The organism is Nocardia sp. NPDC004711 (assembly GCF_053601595.1).
This window is the reverse complement of record NZ_JBSGCB010000008.1, coordinates 17,262-36,247: the sequence shown is the minus strand read 5'-3', so window position 1 is coordinate 36,247 and position 18,986 is coordinate 17,262. Positions and strand designations below refer to the sequence as shown.

The following is an 18,986-nucleotide window of genomic DNA, read 5'->3' as shown; positions in this document are numbered from 1 at the left end:
CGGCCACCAACAATCGTGTCGTGTCCGGCCTGATCGCGCTCGACACCGGTCGACCGTTCGATCAGGACCGTGCGGAGGCTGCCGTGCGGGAGCTGCTGATCGCGGTCGGCGAGAATCCGGATCGCCCCGGGCTCGCCGACACCCCGTCCCGGGTGGCCAGGGCCTACCGGGAGATGTTCGCCGGACTGTTCACCGATCCGTCCGAGGTGCTCAACACCACCTTCGAGGAGGGGCACCAGGAGCTGGTGCTGGTTCGTGACATTCCCATGTACTCGACCTGTGAGCACCACCTGGTGGCGTTCCACGGTGTCGCGCACGTCGGCTACATTCCGGGCCCGCACGGCCGGGTGACCGGACTGTCCAAGCTGGCCCGCCTGGTCGATCTGTACGCCAAGCGCCCGCAGGTGCAGGAGCGGCTGACCAGCCAGATCGCCGACGCGGTGATGGAGAAGCTGGATCCGCGCGGCGCCATCGTGGTGATCGAGGCCGAGCATCTGTGCATGGCGATGCGCGGTATCCGCAAGCCGGGCGCCTCCACCACCACCTCGGCGGTGCGCGGCCTGCTGCAGACCAACGCCTCTTCTCGCGCGGAGGCCCTGGACCTCATTCTGCGAAAGTGAGCGCACCGACCATGGCCGAGAGCGGTACACGGGGGGCCAACCTGGTTGTTCCTCGTGGGGGCCGCTCGTGCGTGGTGATGGGCGTCGTGAACGTCACCAGCGACTCGTTCTCCGACGGCGGCCGCTACCTGGATCCGGGTCTGGCGGTGGCACACGGTCTCGAGCTGTACGAGATGGGTGCGGACATCATCGATGTCGGCGGCGAGTCCACCCGGCCCGGTGCGATTCGCATCGACCCGGAAACCGAAGCGGCGCGGGTGGTTCCGGTGATCCGGCAGCTGGCCGCGGCCGGGGTGCCGACCAGCGTGGACACCATGCGGGCGAGCGTGGCCGAGGCCGCCATCGCGGCGGGCGTGTCCATGGTCAATGACGTGTCGGGCGGGCGTGCCGACCCGAACATGGTGAAAGTCGTTGCGGCGACCAGGATCCCGTGGATCCTCATGCACTGGCGGGCCGAGGCGGACTACCGTCACGCCGGTCCCGCGGAGCAGTACGACGATGTGGTGTCCAAGGTCTGGGAGGAGCTGAACGCGCAGGTCGAGTTCGCCCTCGCGGGCGGTGTCGACTTCGGGCAGCTGGTGCTGGACCCGGGTCTGGGCTTCGCCAAGAACGCCGACCACAACTGGGAGTTGCTGGGCGGCCTGTTCTATCGCATGACGGAGATGATGGACGCGGGCCTGCCGATCCTGATCGGGGCCTCCCGCAAGCGTTTCCTCGGCGGCCTGCTGGCCGATGCCGAGGGCCCGCGTCCGCCGGACGGCCGTGAGGTCGCCACGGCCACGATTTCCGCCCTGGCCGCCGAGCACGGCGCCTGGGGTGTGCGGGTGCACGATGTCCGATCGTCGCTGGACGCCATCGCGGTGGTCGACGCGACCACCAATGCGGCCCGGCGCCTGCGGGAGCGGTATGTCCGGGAGCGGGAGACGGGGGAGCGGCTGTGAGCATCCATCGCGCCGGATCACCGGGTGACCGCATCGAATTGCCGGGTGACCGTATCGAATTGCGCGGGCTGCGCGTCTTCGGCCATCACGGTGTCTTCGACTTCGAGAAGCGCGACGGCCAGGAGTTCGTCGTCGATCTGACGCTGTGGACGGATTTCACCGCCGCCGCGAAGTCGGACGACATCGCCGACACCGTCCACTACGGCGAGCTGGCCGAGCAGGTGGTGCAGATCGTGGCCGGGGAGCCGAAGGATCTGATCGAGACGGTGGTCTCGGCCATCGCCGACGAGGTGATGACCGATCCGCGCATCCAGGCCGTGGAAGTGGTGCTGCACAAGCCTTTCGCGCCGATTCCACATACCTTCGAAGACGTCCGTGTAGTCACGTCCCGTCGTCGCGAACCGGAGGAGTAGAGCGGTGACCCGCGTTGTCCTGTCGATCGGATCCAATCTCGGTGACCGGCTGGCGCATCTGCGTAGTGTCGTGGAGGCGCTGGGCCCGCGCGTGGTGGCGGTCTCGTCGGTGTACTCGACCCCGCCGTGGGGCGGGGTGCCGCAGCAGGACTACCTGAATGCCGTGCTGGTGGCCGAGGATCCGGCCATGGAACCCTCGGACTGGCTACGCCTGGGTCAGGAGCTGGAGCAGGCCGCGGGCCGGATCCGGGAAGTCCGCTGGGGCGCACGCACTCTCGATGTGGACGTGGTGCAGGCCGAGTCGCGCCGCCGCGACGGCCGGGTGGTGGTGCGCAGCCTGGATCCGGTGCTGACGCTGCCGCATCCGCAGGCCCACCATCGTGCGTTCGTGCTGGTGCCGTGGCTGGAGATCGATCCCGACGCGGAGCTGGAGGCGACCGGCGCGCTGCGCACGCTGCGAGAGTGGCTGGCCGCCTTGGATTCCGCCGAGGTGAGCGGGGTGCGCCGCACCGAGCTGACGCTGGGCTGGACGCCGTGACGCCGGAGCTGCTGCGGTGAAGCCGACCCGCATTCTCGATCTGTGTGCGAATGTGCTGCTGGCGGCGATCGTGGCCTGGGTCGCCACCAATATGGCGTATTCGAGCTTCCCGCCGATCTCGGTGTTCTCGGGCGCCTCGCTGTTGCCGGTGGCGCTGCTCGAGGTGGTGCTGGCCTTCGTGATTCGGCAGCGTAAGGAGAATCACGGGATCGGTCCCGGTTCGGGGCAGCTGCATGCGATCACGGCGGCCCGGGCGGTGGCGCTGGCGAAGGCGTCGGCCCAGGTGGGGTCGCTGGTGGGCGGGATCTGGCTGGGTTTCCTGGTGTGGCTGCTCATGCAGCGCTCGGATCTGCGTGCGGCGGCTTCGGATACGCCGGGCGCGGTGGTGGGTCTGCTGGGCGGGGTGGCCCTGGTGGCCGCGGCCCTGTGGCTGGAGTATTGCTGCCGCGCTCCCATTGAGCCGCCCGATGAGGCAGCTACTTCGTAGCTAACAGATTGGCACTGATCATCGCCAAGGTGGGGGCCACACTCCCGAGATCAAGCTACGCTGGCGGACATGGTTTCACCCTCCCGTAGCAGTGCTTCCCGTCGCCGCCGGGAGGATGCGGGAAAGTTCTTCACCGGCTTTCTGCTTCTCCTCGGACTGGTTGCCAGCGTTTTCCTGGTCTTCAGTGACAACCTCCACCTGATCCGGGTGGGCCTGGTCGCGGCCCTCTGGGCGGCCGCCATCGGCGCGCTCGCGGCCACCCGTTATCGCAGGGAGGCGGCCGTCGACAAGGCGAAAGTGGGTGACCTCCAGAAGGTCTACCAACTCCAGCTGGAGCGCGAGGTTGCTGCCCGCCGCGAATACGAGCTCGGCGTGGAGACCCGGGTCCGGCACGAGGTCGGCGCCGACGCCGCGGAGATGGCCGCGCTGCGCGCCGAACTCACGGTCCTGCGCGAGAGCCTGCAGCGTCTGTTCGACGGCGATCTGCCCTCCGAGCGTCCGGCCCTGCGTGCGGATGCCGTTCGGGTCCAAGAACTTCCGAGCAGCGAGGCCGGTTCGGCCCCCGAGGCGGCGAACGATAACTGGCCGGACGCGGATCCCTGGGACCCGTGGTCGTCCCCCGACCAGGCCGAGGACGACGACGACCCGCGCGCCCGCATGGCCCCGAAGTTCGATCCCGAGCACCCCGAACCGCCCGCCTTCGCCACCCCCTTCGACGACCCGGTCACCGCCGAGACGTCGATCATCACCGACGCCATGCGCCAGGACTACGAGGCCGAACGCGCTGCCGCCGAACCGGATTCACCCACCCCGCCCCCGAACCCGGAGGCCGCCAACGAATCCGCCGCCGCGGCCAACGGTAATGCCGGCGCCACCGGCAGTGCCGGCGCCAACGGCAGTGCGCCCACCAATGGCGGTACCGCCACCAATGGCAACGCCACCAACGGCCCCGTTCCGCGCCTGACCCCCGACCCGACTCCGGCGGCCCCGGTGGGCCGCGCCACCGCCCGCCGTCGCCGCCGCTCCGAGGACGACGCCGACGCCGAAGGCACCCACCGCCTCTCGGTCGCCGAGATCATGGCCAATCTCAAGTCCGAGAACAGCAACTGACCGCAAGTCCACCGGGCATTCGGGGCCAGCGCCCCCGAGAATCCCGAGGGAGTTCGGGGGCCGAGCCCCTGAGAGTCGCGAGGGGGTTCGGGGGCGGAGCCCCTGAGAGCCGCGAGAGTTGCCTATCCCACAGTGGGTAGCTCTGGCGAATCGGCGGCGATATCCTCGCTCGAGTAACGTCCGGTACCCGCAAGGCGGGACTGGAACGACTTTCGAGAGGACAAAGTGACCTCGGACAAGGATGTCTGCGGGACCGATCCTGCGCCTGCACGCTTGACGGTGGGAATCGTCTCGGCGGGACGCGTCGGATCCGCGCTGGGTGTGGCACTGGAGCGTGCCGGTCATGTCGTATTCGGGGTTTCCGCGATTTCGGATGCCTCGGTGCGTCGTGCCACCACGCGCCTGCCGGAATCCCGCATCCTGCCCGCCGAGGAGGTGGCCTCCCGCAGTGAGCTGCTGATTCTCGCGGTGCCGGACAGTGAACTGCCGGGTCTGGTCGCGGGTCTGGCGGCCGCGACGGCGGTGCGCGCGGGCACCATCGTGGCGCACACGTCCGGTGCGAACGGGGTCGGCGTGCTGGCGCCGCTGACCGCGCTGGGCACGCTGCCGCTGGCGATTCATCCGGCCATGACGTTCACGGGACACGACGAGGATGTGGCCCGTCTGGCCAATGCCTGCTTCGGTGTGACCGCCGCCGACGACATCGGCTATGCCATCGGGCAGTCGCTGGTGATCGAGATGGGCGGCGAGCCGGTGCGGGTCGCGGAGGAGAACCGCACCCTGTATCACGCGGCTCTGGCACACGGCAGCAACCATCTGGTGACCTTGATCGTGGATGCGGTCGAGGCGTTGCGCGCCGCGTTGTCCGGTCCGGGTCTGCTGGGTCAGCAGACGGTCGACGATCAGCCGAACGGCCTGGCCGAGCGCATGCTGGCGCCGCTCGCCTCGGCCGCCCTCGACAATGCCCTGCGCCGCGGCCCCGCCGCGTTGACGGGTCCGGTGGCGCGCGGCGATGTGGCCGCGGTGGCCGCGCATCTGGACGCTCTCGAAGCCCTGGATCCCCGGCTGGCCGCGGGCTATCGCGCCCTGTCGCTGCGTTCGGCCGAGCGCGCCAAGACCAATCCCGCCCTGATCGATCTGCTGGAGAAAGGACACTGACGCCCATGGACCCCAAGCTGATTGGCACGTACAAGCGCGGCGAGCTGACCGTGCTGCACGATCCGGCCGTCATGACCAAGGTCGTGAAGGCGCTGCGGTCGGTGGGCCGCCGGATCGCGCTGGTGCCGACCATGGGCGCGCTGCACGAGGGCCATCTGGAGCTGGTGCGGCTGGCGAAGCTGACCAACACCACGGTCATCGTGTCGATCTTCGTGAACCCGCTGCAGTTCGGCGCGAACGAGGATCTCGACAAGTACCCGCGCACCCTGGACGCGGATGTGGAACTGCTGCGCGGCGAGGGCGTGGAGCTGGTGTTCGCGCCGAGCGCCCAGGACATGTACCCGTTCGGCACCCGCACCACAGTGCAGGCCGGTCCCTACGGCGACATCCTCGAGGGCGCGACCCGCCCGGGCCACTTCTCCGGTGTGCTGACCGTCGTGTCGAAGCTCTTCAATATCTGCATGCCGCACGAGGCGTTCTTCGGCGAGAAGGACTACCAGCAGCTGGCGCTGATCCGGCAGATGGTCGTCGATCTGAACATGGACGTGAAGATCGTGCCGGCGGCGACCGTCCGGGAGGCGGACGGTCTGGCCAAGTCCTCCCGCAACCGCTACCTGAGCGCGGCGGAGCGCGAGCTGGCCGCCACCCTGTCGGCGGCGCTGCTGGCCGGCCGGCACGCGGCGGGCCGGGGTCCGGAGGCCGTGCTGGAGACCGCGCAGTCGGTGCTGGATCTCGCGCCGGACATCCAGGTCGACTATCTGGCCCTGCGGGGTGCGGACTTCTCCGAGCAGTGGCCGACCGGCAATGCCCGGCTGCTGGTCGCGGCCCGGGTCGGCACCACCCGTCTGATCGACAACATGCCCGTCTCCATCGGCAAGCCGCTCGATGGCCACCCCACTGCCCCCGATCAGCCTGCCCAGGCAGCTCTCTAGGAAGGCGACGACGATGTTGCGCACCATGATGACGTCGAAGATCCACCGCGCCACGGTGACTCACGCCGATCTGCACTACGTGGGTTCGGTGACCGTGGACCAGGACCTGCTCGATGCCGCCGACCTGCTCGAGGGCGAGAAGGTCAGCATTGTCGACATCACCAACGGGGCCCGCCTCGAGACCTATGTGATCGCCGGTGAGCGCGGTTCCGGCGTGATCGGAATCAACGGCGCCGCAGCGCATCTCGTGCATCCCGGCGACCTGGTCATCCTGATCGCCTACGGCATGATGGACGAGGCCGAGCTGACGAACTACGCCCCGCACGTGGTCTTCGTCGACGAGCGCAATCGCCCGATCGAGCTGGGCACCGATCCGGCGCACGCCCCGGAGGGGTCCGACCTGATCTCGCCGCGTTCGCTCTCGCTGGCCTGAGCGGCGGGCCATGCTGCTGACCATCGATGTCCGCAACACCAGCATCGAGCTGGGCCTGTTCTCCGGCAGCGGAGACCACGCGAAGCTGGTGCGGCACTGGCGGATGCACACCAATCCGCTGCTGACCGCGGACGAGTTCGCGCTGCAGGTGCGCGGCCTGATCGGCGCGGACGCCGAACAGGTGGTGGGCGTCGCGGCGCTGTCCACGGTGCCGCCGGTGCTGCGCGAGCTGCGTGAAATGCTGTCCCGCTATTGGGCTCATGTCCCGCACGTGCTGGTGGAACCCGGTGTGCGCACGGGTATTCCGCTGCTGGTGGACAATCCCAAGGAGGTCGGTGCGGACCGCATCGTGAATTGTCTTGCGGCATATCACCGTTTCCGCTCGCCGGCCATCGTGGTGGATTTCGGGACGGCCATCTGTGTGGATCTGGTGTCGGCCAAGGGGGAATTCCTCGGCGGCAGTATCGCGCCCGGGGTGGAGATTTCCACCGAGGCGCTGATCGCCCGCAGTGCGCTGCGCCGCGCGGAGCTGACCCGCCCGCGGTCGGTGGTGGGCAAGAACAGCATGGAGTGCCTGCAGTCGGGCGCCATTTTCGGCTTCGCGGGCCTGGTGGACGGCCTGATCGATCGCATTCGCGATATCGACGCCTTCTCCGGCGACGATGTGGCGGTGGTGGCGACGGGCGCGACCGCGCCGCTGATCGTGCCGGAGTCGGAGACCATCGAGCATCACGAGCCGCATCTGACACTGGACGGCCTGCGCCTGGTCTACGAGCGCAATCAGCAGCGCCGGACCCGGCCCGAGCCCAGCGCCGCCCGGCCCTGAACAGACCGGCTGGAATAAAAGTGACGCAGTCGTCGCCGGGAGCCCTGGTGATTCCCGGCGAACCGCTGTTAGACTCGCCGACGTGTATTTCCGCGTGAGCACCCAGGAGTGTTGTCGAGGCTGATTCGCCTCGACGGTCGTCGAGGCTTCGTATAGCCCCCGGCCACAAACACACTTCTTGGAGTTTCGCTCGTGCGTTCCTCTGTTTTTTCCCTTCCTGTCGATACCCGCGCCGCCGCCTCGCCGCTCCTGCCCGAGGTCACCGAGCGGGCCACCGCCTCCGCCCTGCCGACCCGGCTGCGTCCGGCCGACCTGCTGCGCCTGACCGATGAGGGCGCCCAGGACGTGCTGGAGGGCCGTTACGACCACCTGCTCCCCGACGGCGGCCTGTGGCCCACCGAAAACCGCTGGGCCACAAGGCTTGTCGCCGATGACGAGGTGGACATCTGGCTGATCAGCTGGGTCGAGGGCAAGTACACCGAACTGCACGACCACGCCGGCTCGCTGGGAGCGCTGACCGTGCTCTCCGGCGCGCTGTCGGAATATCGCTGGAACGGCCGGGACCTGCGCCGCCGCACCCTCACCGCGGGTGATCAGGCCTCTTTCCCGCTCGGCTGGGTGCACGACGTGGTGCGTGCCCCCGAGGCGGAGGCCGGCATCACCGGCCCGCTGAATCCGACTCTGAGCGTGCACGCCTATTCCCCGCCGCTGACGGCCATGTCCTATTACGAGGTCACCGGCCATGGCACCCTGCGGCGCACCCGTTCCGTCCTCACCGACCAGCCCGAAGGCGAACTCGAATGACCCACATGACGATCGACGGCATGCTCGCCCAGGCCCGCGGGCAGCTGCGTCGCCTGCTTCCGATCGAAATCCCGCAGGCCATCGCCCGTGGCGCGATTCTGGTGGATATTCGCCCGCAGGCGCAGCGGATGCGCGAGGGCACGCTGCCGGGCGCGCTGGTGATCGAGCGGAATGTCCTGGAATGGCGTTTGGATCCGTCGAGTTCCGCGCGTCTGGCCATGGCCGAGCACCACGACATGGAATGGATCATCGTCTGCTCGGAGGGATACACCTCGAGCCTGGCCGCCGCCTCCCTGCAACAGCTGGGACTGCGCCGCGCCACCGACCTCGAGGGCGGATATCAGGCCTTGAAAGCGGCGGGCCTGCTGACCGCCGCGGCCACTGCCCCGCACTTCGAACGCGAGGTCGCGACCCTCGCCTGGCTGTAGCCGAAGCGGCGGGGAGGCGGCGGAAAAAAGAAATTCCGCCGCAGGATAGTCTTGAGACCCGTGAGCACCTCCACTCCTTCTTCTCCCTCGAGCAACCCCGTTCCTGCTGGGCAAAAGCGTGCCGCGGCGGCCCCCGTGGAGCATGACGTTCCCGAGCAGATGCGGATTCGCCGCGAGAAGCGTGAGCGGTTGCTCGAGGAGGGCCGTGAGGCCTATCCGGTGGTGGTGAACCGCACCCACACCCTCGGTGAAATTCGCGAGGCGTACCCGGATCTGGCCGCCGATACCCAGACCGGTCAGACGGTCGGGATTGCGGGGCGCGTCATTTTCGTCCGAAATACCGGCAAACTGTGTTTCGCCACCCTGCAGGAGGGCGACGGCACCAAGCTGCAGGCGATGATCAGCCTCAATGGCGTCGGCGCGGAGTCGCTGGCGGCCTGGAAGTCCGATGTCGACCTGGGTGACTTCGTGTACGTGCACGGCGAGGTGATCGCCTCGCGCACGGGCGAATTGAGTGTGATGGCCGATATGTGGGAGATGGCGGCGAAGTCGCTGCGCCCGCTGCCGGTGGCCCACAAGGAGATGGGCGAGGAGTCGCGCGTCCGCCAGCGCTATGTCGACCTGATCCTGCGCCCGGAGGCCCGCGAGATGGCCCGCACCCGCGTCGCGGCCGTGCGCGCGCTGCGAAATGCGTTGGAGCGCAGAGGTTTCCTCGAGGTCGAGACCCCGATGCTGCAGACCATTCACGGCGGCGCCGCGGCCCGTCCGTTCGCCACGCACTCGAACGCGCTCGATATGGAGCTGTTCCTGCGCATCGCTCCGGAGCTGTTCCTGAAGCGTTGCGTGGTCGGCGGCATCGAGAAGGTCTTCGAGATCAACCGGAACTTCCGCAACGAGGGCGCGGACTCGACCCATTCGCCCGAGTTCGCAATGCTGGAAACCTACGAGGCGTACGGCACCTACGACGATTCCGCCACGATGATGCGGGAATTGATCCAGGAAGTCGCGCAGGAGGTCTACGGCACGCAGGTCGTGACGCTCGCCGACGGCACCGAATACGATCTGTCCGGCGAGTGGGCGACGGTGGAGATGTACCCGTCGCTGTCGGAGTCGATCGGTACCGAGGTCACCCCGGAAACGTCGGTCGAGGAATTGCTGGCACTCGCGGACCGGGTCGGTCTGGAAATTCCGGAGGGCAAGGGCTACGGGCACGGCAAACTGGTCGAGGAACTGTGGGAGCACGTCTACGGTGACAAGCTGTACGCGCCGACTTTCGTGCGGGACTTCCCGGTCGAGACATCGCCGCTGACGCGCCAGCATCGGAGCAAGCCCGGGGTTACCGAGAAGTGGGACCTGTACGTGCGCGGCTTCGAACTGGCCACCGGCTATTCCGAACTCGTGGATCCGGTGATCCAGCGGGACCGTTTCATGGATCAGGCGCGTTTGGCCGCGGCCGGTGACGAGGAGGCCATGCGCCTGGACGAGGACTTCCTCACCGCGATGGAGCACGGTATGCCTCCCACAACCGGAACGGGTATGGGTATCGATCGTTTGCTGATGGCCCTGACTGGCCTGGGAATCCGGGAAACGATACTCTTTCCAATTGTGCGTCCGGTAGCCCGATAGTTCTCCGGATTGCATTTCCGGGGCCTGTTCTGGGACTATCGGAATTAGCGGTATTCTGGCGTCGGGTAATCGGCCTGACTATGCGGGTCGCACGATTTCGAGAGGACGTTCATCTCATGGCAAAGAAGGTCACCGTTAGCTTGATCGACGATGTCGACGGTGAGTCCATCGCGGAGGAGACCATCGAGTTCGCTATCGATGGCGTCTCCTACGAGATCGACTTGTCGACGGAGAATGCGGCCAAGCTGCGGGAGGGTCTGGACAGTTGGGTTTCGGCCGCTCGGCGTGTGAGTGGCCGGCGTCGTACCAAGGTGGCCGGTGCTCCGGCCGCGGGCCCGAAGAACCGGGTGTCGATCGATCGCGAACAAAGCGCGGCCATTCGCGAATGGGCGCGCCGGAATGGTCACAAGGTGTCCGCTCGTGGTCGTATCTCCGCTGACATCACCGAGGCTTACAACAAGGCCGCTGCTAAGAACTAGTTGTCCGACTAGTCGCCGATTCGACTGCCGTCCGGGTGTTTCGTGCGTGCCCGGGCGGCAGTGGTTTTCTTCATACGCTTTGCGTATAACCGGGGGACCGACTGCGATCTTGCTAGTGCCGGGGAGGCCAGGCACCATTGAAACGTGCGGACGATGTCACTGGCTGGAAGTAGAGAAGAGGTATCGGCGCAGTGACCGCTTTCCACGGTTCCTTCCTCCGGGTCAAGGATCAAGAGGGACGTCAGCATGAGCTGATGCTGTCCCCCGACCAGCCGCGAATCACCATCGGGCGATCGCCTCAGGCCGACCTGTCCCTGTTCTGGGACGTCGAGGTGTCGCGGCTGCACGCCACCGCCGAGTACCTGGGCGCGCACTGGACCATCGTCGACGACGGCCTTTCCCGCAACGGCACTTTCGTCAACGGGGATCGTCTGGTCGGCCGTCATCGCCTGCAACCGGGGGACGTCATCCGGATGGGCACCTCGCGGGTCACCTTCCACGACTTCAGCGGCGCCGCAGGCGATGTCACGCAGACCTCGACCGGCGGGCTGCCGACGCTGCGCTCGCTCACCGAAACCCAGCGGTCGGTATTGGTCGCGCTCTGCCGGCCGCTCCGGAGCAATGACGGGTTCGCCTCACCCGCCTCCAACCAGCAGATCGCGGCGGAACTCTTCCTCAGCGTCGACGCCATCAAGACCCACCTCCGCGCGCTGTTCGCGAAGTTCGGTGTCGAGGACCTCCCGCAGAACCAGAAGCGGGTCCGCCTCGCCAACCTGGCCATGCAGTCCGGCGTCATCTCCGAGCGCGACCTCTGATTCGCCGATCCTGGTACTGCCCGTGCCTGTTGGACCCCTGCGCATGCGTGCGAGCTTCTGAGCCATGGGTTTCCGTGCCCGCCGGCGATTGACTGGATGTAGTCGATCACCCGGGAAGAACACGGGTGGCAGATCCAGTCAGGAGAGAACCATGTTCGCATTTCGCATCGCCGCGCTGGTGGCGGCGACGCTGACCACCGGACTGATCGCCGGGGTGTTCTACGCCTACGCGACCTCGGTGATGACGGCCCTGGGCCAGTCCGACGACCGCACCTTCATCGATGTCATGCAGAAGATCAACGTGGTCATCATCAATCCGTGGTTCATGCTCGGATTCATGGGCACGGTCGGCTTCACCGTGCTGGCCGCGGCCCTGCACCTGGGCAAGGACAACCGCACCACACTGATCTGGATCGGGGCCGCGCTGGCCCTCAATGTGATCGCCTTCTGCGTCACCTCGGGCCTGAACGTGCCGCTCAACAATCAGCTGGCCAATGCCGGTGACGTCGGGCAGATCCCGGATCTGGCGGCGGTGCGCTCGCAGTTCGAAAGCTCGTGGGTGGCTTGGAATATCGTCCGCGCGGTGCTCCACACGCTGGCCTTCCTGGTGCTGACGGGCGCGCTGTTCGTGGCCGGCATGCAGCATGCCAAGGCGAGCGCGGTCGCCACCGTCGCGCCGGCCGCGCAGCCGGGCTTCCCGCCGGCGCCCGGCGCGTATTCGGCTCCGGCGGCGTGGTCCGCTCCGGCGCAGCAGCCCTTCCCGGCCCAGCCCGGATTCGTCTCCGGTCAGCAGTAGTTCGGTCCGATTCCGGCGGTGGCCGGGACCCTGGATGCGGCCTCACAAGCCGCCTGCGGGGCCCGGCCGTCGCCGTTTTCCTGTACTGAAACAGGTTTCAGAACTTACTCGCCAGTAATCCATCCCTCGTGCTTGTTTCCTGATTAGGTATGCGGAACGCATTCTAATTTGGGAGGGAACATGCGAAGGATGCCCAGACGAGGAACGCCGGGATCACTGCTGATCATGGCGGTTCTGGCGGTCTTGTGGATCGGTGCGAGCGGTACCGCCCGAGCGGAATACCCGGTCACTTTCAACTTCTTCGCGGGCATCCCCAACGAGCTCGCCAATCCCGGTGGTTCGCTGCCCGGCGCCAATGACTGGTCCTGCAAACCCAGTGCGGCGCACCCGGATCCGGTGGTCCTCGTGCACGGCACCGCGGGCGGCGCGCAGACCAACTGGGGCGCCTACGCGCCGCTCCTCGCCAATCAGGGCTACTGCGTCTACGCGCTGACCTACGGCGCCCTCGACGTGCCGTGGCCGCTGTCCGCGCTGGGCGGTATGAAGCCGATCCCCGAGAGCGCCGCGCAGCTGGGCGCCTTTGTGGGCCGCGTGCTGTCCGCGACCGGCGCGGCGCAGGTCGACTTCGTCGCCCACTCGCAGGGCAACACGGTCGGCGAGTACTACATCAAGCGGCTCGGCGGCTCCGGCAAGGTCAACCGCTTCGTGGCCATCGCGCCCCCGTGGCTGGGCATCTTCGGCGACCAGATGAACGTCGTGCGCGCCTTCGGGCGGCAGCTCGGCGCGAGCGCCGACCAGGTGGACGATCTGGCCGCGATGGGCGTCGTGTGCCAGGCGTGCCCGGAGATGCTCGGCAACTCCTCGTTCATGAATGCCCTGAACGCCGACGGCGTCTACGACCCGTCGGTCACCTACACCAACCTGGCCTCCAACTTCGACGAGGCGGTGTGGCCCGCCATCGCGCTGGTCCCGGCCCCGAACGTCACCAATGATCTGATGCAGGACGGTTGCCCTGTCGACTTCTCCGATCACATGGCCATCGCCGGCAGTCGCCGCGCGGCCATGATGGCCCTCAACGCGCTCGATCCGGAGCATGCCCAGCCGGTGCCGTGCGAGTTCGTTCCGCCCGTCACCGGGGCCTGAGGAACCCCGAACGCGACTGTTCGCTGTGGGCGTAGCCGATTCGGAAACGGTCCGCGCAACTGCCCCGTTATGACTGAATGAGTCGTACTGTCGCCGGTTCGCAATAGGGTGGACGGACGACGTGCGTGACCCCCGGCAACTAGAGTGGAGTCGGGGGATGCAACCCCAGGGCTTCATGGCAGGCTGGCGACCAGAAGGGCAGCACAGGGTCTGAAGCGCCGGATGCCAGTGATGGCGGAGCAGGAGAGTGAGGGAGCGATGTTCGAGAGGTTCACCGACCGCGCGCGGCGGGTCGTTGTCCTGGCCCAAGAAGAGGCCCGGATGCTCAACCACAACTACATCGGCACCGAGCACATCCTGCTGGGCCTGATCCACGAGGGCGAGGGCGTCGCGGCGAAGTCGCTGGAGTCCCTTGGCATCTCGCTGGAGGGTGTGCGTTCGCAGGTCGAGGAGATCATCGGTCAGGGCCAGCAGGCCCCGTCCGGCCACATTCCGTTCACCCCGCGCGCCAAGAAGGTGCTGGAGCTGTCGCTGCGCGAGGCGCTGCAGCTCGGGCACAACTACATCGGCACCGAGCACATTCTGCTCGGCCTGATCCGCGAGGGTGAGGGCGTCGCGGCGCAGGTGCTGGTCAAGCTGGGCGCGGATCTGAACCGGGTGCGTCAGCAGGTCATCCAGCTGCTGTCGGGCTACCAGGGCAAGGAGCCGGTCGAGGGTTCCGGTTCGCGCGGCGAGCAGGGCACTCCGTCCACCTCGCTGGTGCTGGACCAGTTCGGCCGCAACCTGACCCAGGCCGCCCTCGAGGGCAAGCTCGACCCGGTCATCGGCCGCTCGAAGGAAATCGAGCGCGTGATGCAGGTGCTGAGCCGCCGTACCAAGAACAACCCGGTCCTGATCGGTGAGCCCGGCGTCGGTAAAACCGCCGTCGTGGAGGGTCTCGCCCAGGCCATCGTCAACGGCGAGGTGCCAGAGACGCTCAAGGACAAGCAGCTGTACACCCTCGACCTGGGTTCCCTGGTCGCGGGCAGCCGCTACCGCGGTGATTTCGAGGAGCGCCTGAAGAAGGTGCTCAAGGAGATCAACACCCGCGGCGACATCATCCTGTTCATCGACGAGCTGCACACCCTGGTGGGTGCGGGCGCGGCCGAGGGCGCGATCGACGCGGCCTCGATCCTGAAGCCCAAGCTGGCTCGCGGTGAGCTGCAGACCATCGGCGCCACCACCCTCGACGAGTACCGCAAGTACATCGAGAAGGACGCCGCCCTGGAGCGCCGGTTCCAGCCGGTCCAGGTGGGCGAGCCGACGGTCGAGCACACCATCAACATCCTCAAGGGTCTGCGCGACCGCTACGAGGCGCACCACCGGGTTTCGATCACCGATGGCGCTCTGGTCGCCGCCGCTACCCTCGCGGATCGCTACATCAACGACCGCTTCCTGCCGGACAAGGCGATCGACCTCATCGACGAGGCCGGTGCGCGCATGCGCATCCGCCGGATGACCGCGCCGCCGGACCTGCGCGAGTTCGACGACAAGATCGCCGAGGCGCGCCGGGAGAAGGAGTCCGCGATCGACGCGCAGGACTTCGAGAAGGCCGCGCGCCTGCGCGACAAGGAGAAGCAGCTCGTCGCCAAGCGTGCCGAGCGCGAAAAGCAGTGGCGCTCCGGCGATCTGGATGTCGTGGCCGAGGTCGACGACGAGCAGATCGCGGAGGTGCTGGCCAACTGGACCGGTATCCCGGTGTTCAAGCTCACCGAGGAGGAGACCACCCGTCTGCTCCGCATGGAGGACGAGCTGCACAAGCGGATCATCGGCCAGGAGGACGCGGTCAAGGCCGTGTCGAAGGCCATCCGCCGCACCCGCGCCGGTCTGAAGGACCCGAAGCGCCCGTCGGGCTCGTTCATCTTCGCCGGTCCGTCCGGTGTCGGTAAGACCGAGCTGTCGAAGGCGCTGGCGAACTTCCTGTTCGGCGAGGACGACGCGCTCATCCAGATCGACATGGGCGAGTTCCACGACCGCTTCACCGCCTCGCGCCTGTTCGGTGCCCCTCCGGGCTACGTGGGCTACGAGGAGGGCGGCCAGCTCACCGAGAAGGTGCGCCGCAAGCCGTTCTCGGTGGTGCTGTTCGACGAGATCGAGAAGGCGCACCAGGAGATCTACAACACCCTGTTGCAGGTCCTCGAGGACGGCCGCCTGACCGATGGTCAGGGTCGCACGGTCGACTTCAAGAACACGGTGCTGATCTTCACCTCGAACCTCGGTACCTCGGACATCTCGAAGGCCGTGGGTCTGGGCTTCGCGCAGTCCAACAACGAGGGCTCGAACTACGAGCGGATGAAGCTCAAGGTCAACGACGAGCTGAAGAAGCACTTCCGGCCCGAGTTCCTCAACCGTATCGACGACGTGATCGTGTTCCACCAGCTCACTCAGGACCAGATCATCCAGATGGTCGACCTGATGATCGGCCGCGTCGCCAACCAGCTGAAGAACAAGGACATGGAGATCGAGCTGACCGACCAGGCCAAGAGCCTGCTGGCCAAGCGCGGTTTCGACCCGGTCCTGGGCGCCCGCCCGCTGCGTCGCACCATTCAGCGCGAGATCGAGGACCAGCTGTCGGAGAAGATCCTCTTCGGCGAACTGGGCGCCGGTCAGGTCGTGGTGGTGGACGTCGAGGGCTGGGACGGCGAAGGCCAGGGCGAGAACGCCAAGTTCACGTTCACGGCGAGGGCCAAGCTGACCAAGAAGTCGGACTCCGGCGTCGAGGACAAGCCGGTCGCCGCCCTCGCGGGTGAGGCTCCGGCCTCCGCCTCGGGCGAATAAAGGCTCCGCCTCGGGCGAGTAAGGCCTCAGCGACAACGAAAGCCCCGTTCTCCTTCGGGAGGGCGGGGCTTTTCGTTTGCCCGGGCGGGAAATTCGGTGGCGGCGCGATCCTGGTATCGCCCATGCTCGGATAGCTGTCCGGAGGGACCGGGCGCGGAAAGGGCGGCAGCATGCTCTCCGAGACACAGATCGAGGACTTCATCACCGAGGGATTCGTGAAGGTCGAGGGCGCCTTCTCCGCCGAGACGGCCGCCGCGGGCCGCGAGATCCTCTGGCGCGCAACCGGTTGCGACCCGGAAGATCCGTCGACCTGGACCCAGCCGGTCATCCGGCTGTGGGACCACGCCCAGGAGCCCTTCGCGCGGGCGGTCACCGCGCCGCCGCTGCTCGCCGCCTTCGATCAACTGGTCGGTCCCGGCCGCTGGTTCCCCCGGAAAACCCTGGGCAGCTGGCCGATTCGATTCCCCAGCCCGGAGCCGCCGGGCGACGACGGCTGGCACGTCGACGTGAGCTTTCCCGGCGATGCCGCCCGCGACGACTACCTGAGCTGGCGCGTGAACATCCACTCCAAGGGCCGCGCCCTGCTGATGTTGTTCCTGTTCTCCGATGTCGGCGTCGATGACGCCCCGACGCGTATCCGGGTCGGCTCGCACCTGCGGCTGGCGCCGGTGCTGGAGCCGCTCGGCGAGGCGGGTACCACCATGTTCGACCTCCACGAGTTCTACACCGCCACGGCCGATCTCCCCGAGGCCGTCGCGACCGGCCGGGCCGGCGACGTCTACCTCTGCCATCCCTTCCTGGTGCACGCCGCCCAGCCCAATCGTGTCGGCCGCCCGAAGTTCATGGCCCAGCCGCCGCTGCTGCTGCGCGAGCCGTGCGTGCTGGACCGCCCGGACGGCGCTTATTCAGCGGTGGAACGGGCCATCCGGCGCGGGCTGGCGCTCGGGGCCGCGCACTGACTACGCGCCGAGGCGTAGCCGGGATGTGTTCTCCGGACGGATGTTTCGCCCCACCCCCGGGCGGAGGGTGGAGTCATGGAACTCGGATTGCATCTGACGAACTTCGCCCTGGACACTCCTTCGGAACGGATCGGATCGCGGCTGGCGGAGGTGGTCCGCACGGCCGAGGACAGTGGGTTCTCGGTCATCGCGGTGGGTGACCATCTCTGGCAGAGCCCGTGGCTGGGCCGTGTGGAACAGAATGTGCTGGAGGCGTATTCGACGCTGTCGTTCATCGCGGCGCACACCTCGCGGGTGGAGCTGACAGCGCTGGTGTCGGGGGTGCACTATCGGCATCCGGCCATGCTCGGGAAGCTGGTCACCACCCTGGATGTGCTGTCCGGCGGCCGGGCCTGGCTGGGGATCGGTGCGGGCACCTCCACGGGTGATGTGGAGGGCTACGGCCTGCCGTTCCCGCCGCTGCGCGACCGCTACGAGATGCTGGAGGAGGCGCTGCGGATCTGCCTGGCCATGTGGACCGATGAGCGGGGCGCTTCGGAATCCGTGCTCGGCAAGCACTTTCAGGTGCAGCGTCCGCTGAACGCGCCGCAGGCCGTGCGGAACTCGCCGCAGGGCGGGTATCGGCCGCATCCGCCGATGCTCATCGGCGGGGACGGCGAGCGCCGCACGCTGCCGCTGGTGGCGCGCTACGCGGATGTGGCGAGCCTGCGCCCGGGCCCGGACCTGCCCGCCAAGATCGCGCTGCTGGACCGGATGTGCGTGGAGATCGGCCGCGATCCGCGCGAGATCCGCAAGAGCTGTGCCTTCGCCTTCGATCCCGGCCCGGGCGGAGGGGGCGTCGGCCAGGTGCTGGGGCAGCTGAAGTGGCTGGCGGACATGGGGATCGACCTGGTCATCGGCCGGGTCGCGGGTGTCGACGACCTCACGGCGCTGGAAGTGCTAGGCCGCGAGGTGATTCCGGCGGCCGCCGAGTTCGGCGCTACTGCCAGCCCGGTCTGACCAGACCCGATTCGTAGGCCATGACGACCAGCTGGGTGCGGTCACGCGCACCCAGCTTCACCAGGATCCGGCTGACGTGGGTGCGGGCGGTGGCGGGGCTCATGTAGAGCCGGTCGGCGATCTCGGCGTTGGTGAGGCCCTCGGCGACCAGGATCATGACCTCGCGTTCGCGGTCGGTGAGTTCCGAGAATTGCGCCGCGGGTGCGGGTTTGGCGTGCGCGGCGAATTCGGCGACCAGGCGCCGGGTGACGCTGGGGGAGAGCAGCGCGTCACCGCCCGCGACCACGCGGACGGCCTTGACCAGGTCGGCGGGTTCGGTGTGTTTGACGAGGAAGCCGGTGGCGCCGGAACGCATGGCCTCGAAGACGTATTCGTCGAGTTCGAAGGTGGTCAGGACGACGACTCGCACCGCGGCGAGGACCGGATCGGCGGCGATGGCGCGGGTGGCGGCGAGGCCGTCCAGCACCGGCATGCGGATGTCCATGAGTACGACATCGGGCACGAGTTCGCGGGCCAGGTCGAGGGCCTGGGCGCCATTGTCGGCCTCGCCCACCACCTCGACGTCCTCCTGCGCGCCGAGCAGCGCCACGAAGCCCGCTCGCACCAGCGCCTGATCATCGGCGATCACCACCCGGATGGGCATGACGCGTCCTCCAATTCCG

At 67.7% G+C, this 18,986-nt stretch carries 21 protein-coding genes; 20 read left to right on the top strand and 1 reads right to left on the bottom strand.

The genetic code is table 11. The features are described 5' to 3' along the window. The first annotated feature begins 20 nt into the window (after nt 1-20). From folE to ACWEKS_RS09475, 20 genes are all read left to right on the top strand, one after another. Complete coding sequence (gene folE / locus ACWEKS_RS09570; RefSeq protein ID WP_379425124.1) at nt 21-620, top strand: GTP cyclohydrolase I FolE; 600 nt, start codon at nt 21-23, stop codon at nt 618-620. An 11-nt stretch (nt 621-631) separates the two neighbouring features. Beyond that, complete coding sequence (gene folP, locus ACWEKS_RS09565; protein ID WP_364606788.1) at nt 632-1,561, top strand: dihydropteroate synthase; 930 nt, start codon at nt 632-634, stop codon at nt 1,559-1,561. Beyond that, on the top strand, nt 1,558-1,974 hold the full coding sequence (gene folB, locus ACWEKS_RS09560) for a dihydroneopterin aldolase (RefSeq protein ID WP_452339664.1): 417 nt from the start codon (nt 1,558-1,560) through the stop codon (nt 1,972-1,974). The genes folP and folB overlap by 4 nt, the downstream gene beginning before the upstream one ends. 4 nt (nt 1,975-1,978) lie before the next feature. Then, nucleotides 1,979-2,512 carry a 2-amino-4-hydroxy-6-hydroxymethyldihydropteridine diphosphokinase gene (folK, locus tag ACWEKS_RS09555; protein ID WP_452339663.1) on the top strand — a complete coding sequence of 178 codons (534 nt, stop codon included), beginning with the start codon at nt 1,979-1,981 and terminating at the stop codon, nt 2,510-2,512. A gap of 16 nt (nt 2,513-2,528) precedes the next feature. Next, nucleotides 2,529-2,999: a DUF3180 domain-containing protein gene (locus tag ACWEKS_RS09550; RefSeq protein ID WP_452339662.1), complete on the top strand. Its 471-nt coding sequence runs from the start codon at nt 2,529-2,531 to the stop codon at nt 2,997-2,999. 69 nt (nt 3,000-3,068) lie between these two features. Then, complete coding sequence (locus tag ACWEKS_RS09545) at nt 3,069-4,109, top strand: DUF6779 domain-containing protein (RefSeq protein ID WP_452339661.1); 1,041 nt, start codon at nt 3,069-3,071, stop codon at nt 4,107-4,109. A gap of 225 nt (nt 4,110-4,334) precedes the next feature. Further along, entirely contained in the window at nt 4,335-5,267 is a 933-nt protein-coding gene (locus ACWEKS_RS09540) for a Rossmann-like and DUF2520 domain-containing protein (RefSeq protein WP_452339660.1), read from the top strand. Nucleotides 5,268-5,272: 5 nt separating this feature from the next. After that, nucleotides 5,273-6,199, top strand: coding sequence for a pantoate--beta-alanine ligase (gene panC / locus ACWEKS_RS09535; RefSeq protein ID WP_452339659.1), 927 nt, complete (start codon nt 5,273-5,275; stop codon nt 6,197-6,199). Between the two features lie 13 nt (nt 6,200-6,212). Continuing rightward, entirely contained in the window at nt 6,213-6,632 is a 420-nt protein-coding gene (panD, locus tag ACWEKS_RS09530) for an aspartate 1-decarboxylase (protein ID WP_452339658.1), read from the top strand. Nucleotides 6,633-6,642: 10 nt separating this feature from the next. Further along, the gene (locus ACWEKS_RS09525) at nt 6,643-7,458 is read left to right on the top strand and encodes a type III pantothenate kinase (RefSeq protein ID WP_364606510.1); all 816 of its coding nucleotides are present in this window, start codon (nt 6,643-6,645) and stop codon (nt 7,456-7,458) included. Between the two features lie 249 nt (nt 7,459-7,707). After that, nucleotides 7,708-8,262: a cysteine dioxygenase gene (locus ACWEKS_RS09520; RefSeq protein ID WP_452339803.1), complete on the top strand. Its 555-nt coding sequence runs from the start codon at nt 7,708-7,710 to the stop codon at nt 8,260-8,262. Between the two features lie 5 nt (nt 8,263-8,267). Next, nucleotides 8,268-8,690, top strand: coding sequence for a rhodanese-like domain-containing protein (locus ACWEKS_RS09515; RefSeq protein WP_364606785.1), 423 nt, complete (start codon nt 8,268-8,270; stop codon nt 8,688-8,690). 159 nt (nt 8,691-8,849) lie between these two features. Further along, nucleotides 8,850-10,316 carry a lysine--tRNA ligase gene (gene lysS, locus ACWEKS_RS09510; protein ID WP_452339802.1) on the top strand — a complete coding sequence of 489 codons (1,467 nt, stop codon included), beginning with the start codon at nt 8,850-8,852 and terminating at the stop codon, nt 10,314-10,316. 116 nt (nt 10,317-10,432) lie between these two features. Then, nucleotides 10,433-10,795, top strand: coding sequence for a histone-like nucleoid-structuring protein Lsr2 (locus ACWEKS_RS09505; protein ID WP_452339657.1), 363 nt, complete (start codon nt 10,433-10,435; stop codon nt 10,793-10,795). A gap of 191 nt (nt 10,796-10,986) precedes the next feature. Then, complete coding sequence (locus ACWEKS_RS09500) at nt 10,987-11,610, top strand: FHA domain-containing protein (RefSeq protein ID WP_379425133.1); 624 nt, start codon at nt 10,987-10,989, stop codon at nt 11,608-11,610. Nucleotides 11,611-11,761: 151 nt separating this feature from the next. Then, complete coding sequence (locus tag ACWEKS_RS09495) at nt 11,762-12,406, top strand: anthrone oxygenase family protein (RefSeq protein ID WP_452339656.1); 645 nt, start codon at nt 11,762-11,764, stop codon at nt 12,404-12,406. Nucleotides 12,407-12,595: 189 nt separating this feature from the next. Then, nucleotides 12,596-13,549, top strand: coding sequence for an esterase/lipase family protein (locus ACWEKS_RS09490; protein ID WP_452339655.1), 954 nt, complete (start codon nt 12,596-12,598; stop codon nt 13,547-13,549). Nucleotides 13,550-13,807: 258 nt separating this feature from the next. Further along, nucleotides 13,808-16,366: an ATP-dependent Clp protease ATP-binding subunit gene (locus tag ACWEKS_RS09485; RefSeq protein WP_452339654.1), complete on the top strand. Its 2,559-nt coding sequence runs from the start codon at nt 13,808-13,810 to the stop codon at nt 16,364-16,366. 170 nt (nt 16,367-16,536) lie between these two features. Then, nucleotides 16,537-17,325: a phytanoyl-CoA dioxygenase family protein gene (locus ACWEKS_RS09480; RefSeq protein ID WP_452339653.1), complete on the top strand. Its 789-nt coding sequence runs from the start codon at nt 16,537-16,539 to the stop codon at nt 17,323-17,325. Between the two features lie 75 nt (nt 17,326-17,400). Then, on the top strand, nt 17,401-18,324 hold the full coding sequence (locus ACWEKS_RS09475) for an LLM class flavin-dependent oxidoreductase (RefSeq protein WP_452339652.1): 924 nt from the start codon (nt 17,401-17,403) through the stop codon (nt 18,322-18,324). Here the strand turns inward: ACWEKS_RS09475 and ACWEKS_RS09470 are convergent. Then, a complete protein-coding gene (locus tag ACWEKS_RS09470) occupies nt 18,305-18,967 on the bottom strand; it encodes a response regulator transcription factor (RefSeq protein WP_452339651.1) in 663 nt (220 codons plus the stop codon). The two genes, ACWEKS_RS09475 and ACWEKS_RS09470, sit on opposite strands and share 20 nt — an antisense overlap. Between the last annotated feature and the right edge of the window lie 19 nt (nt 18,968-18,986).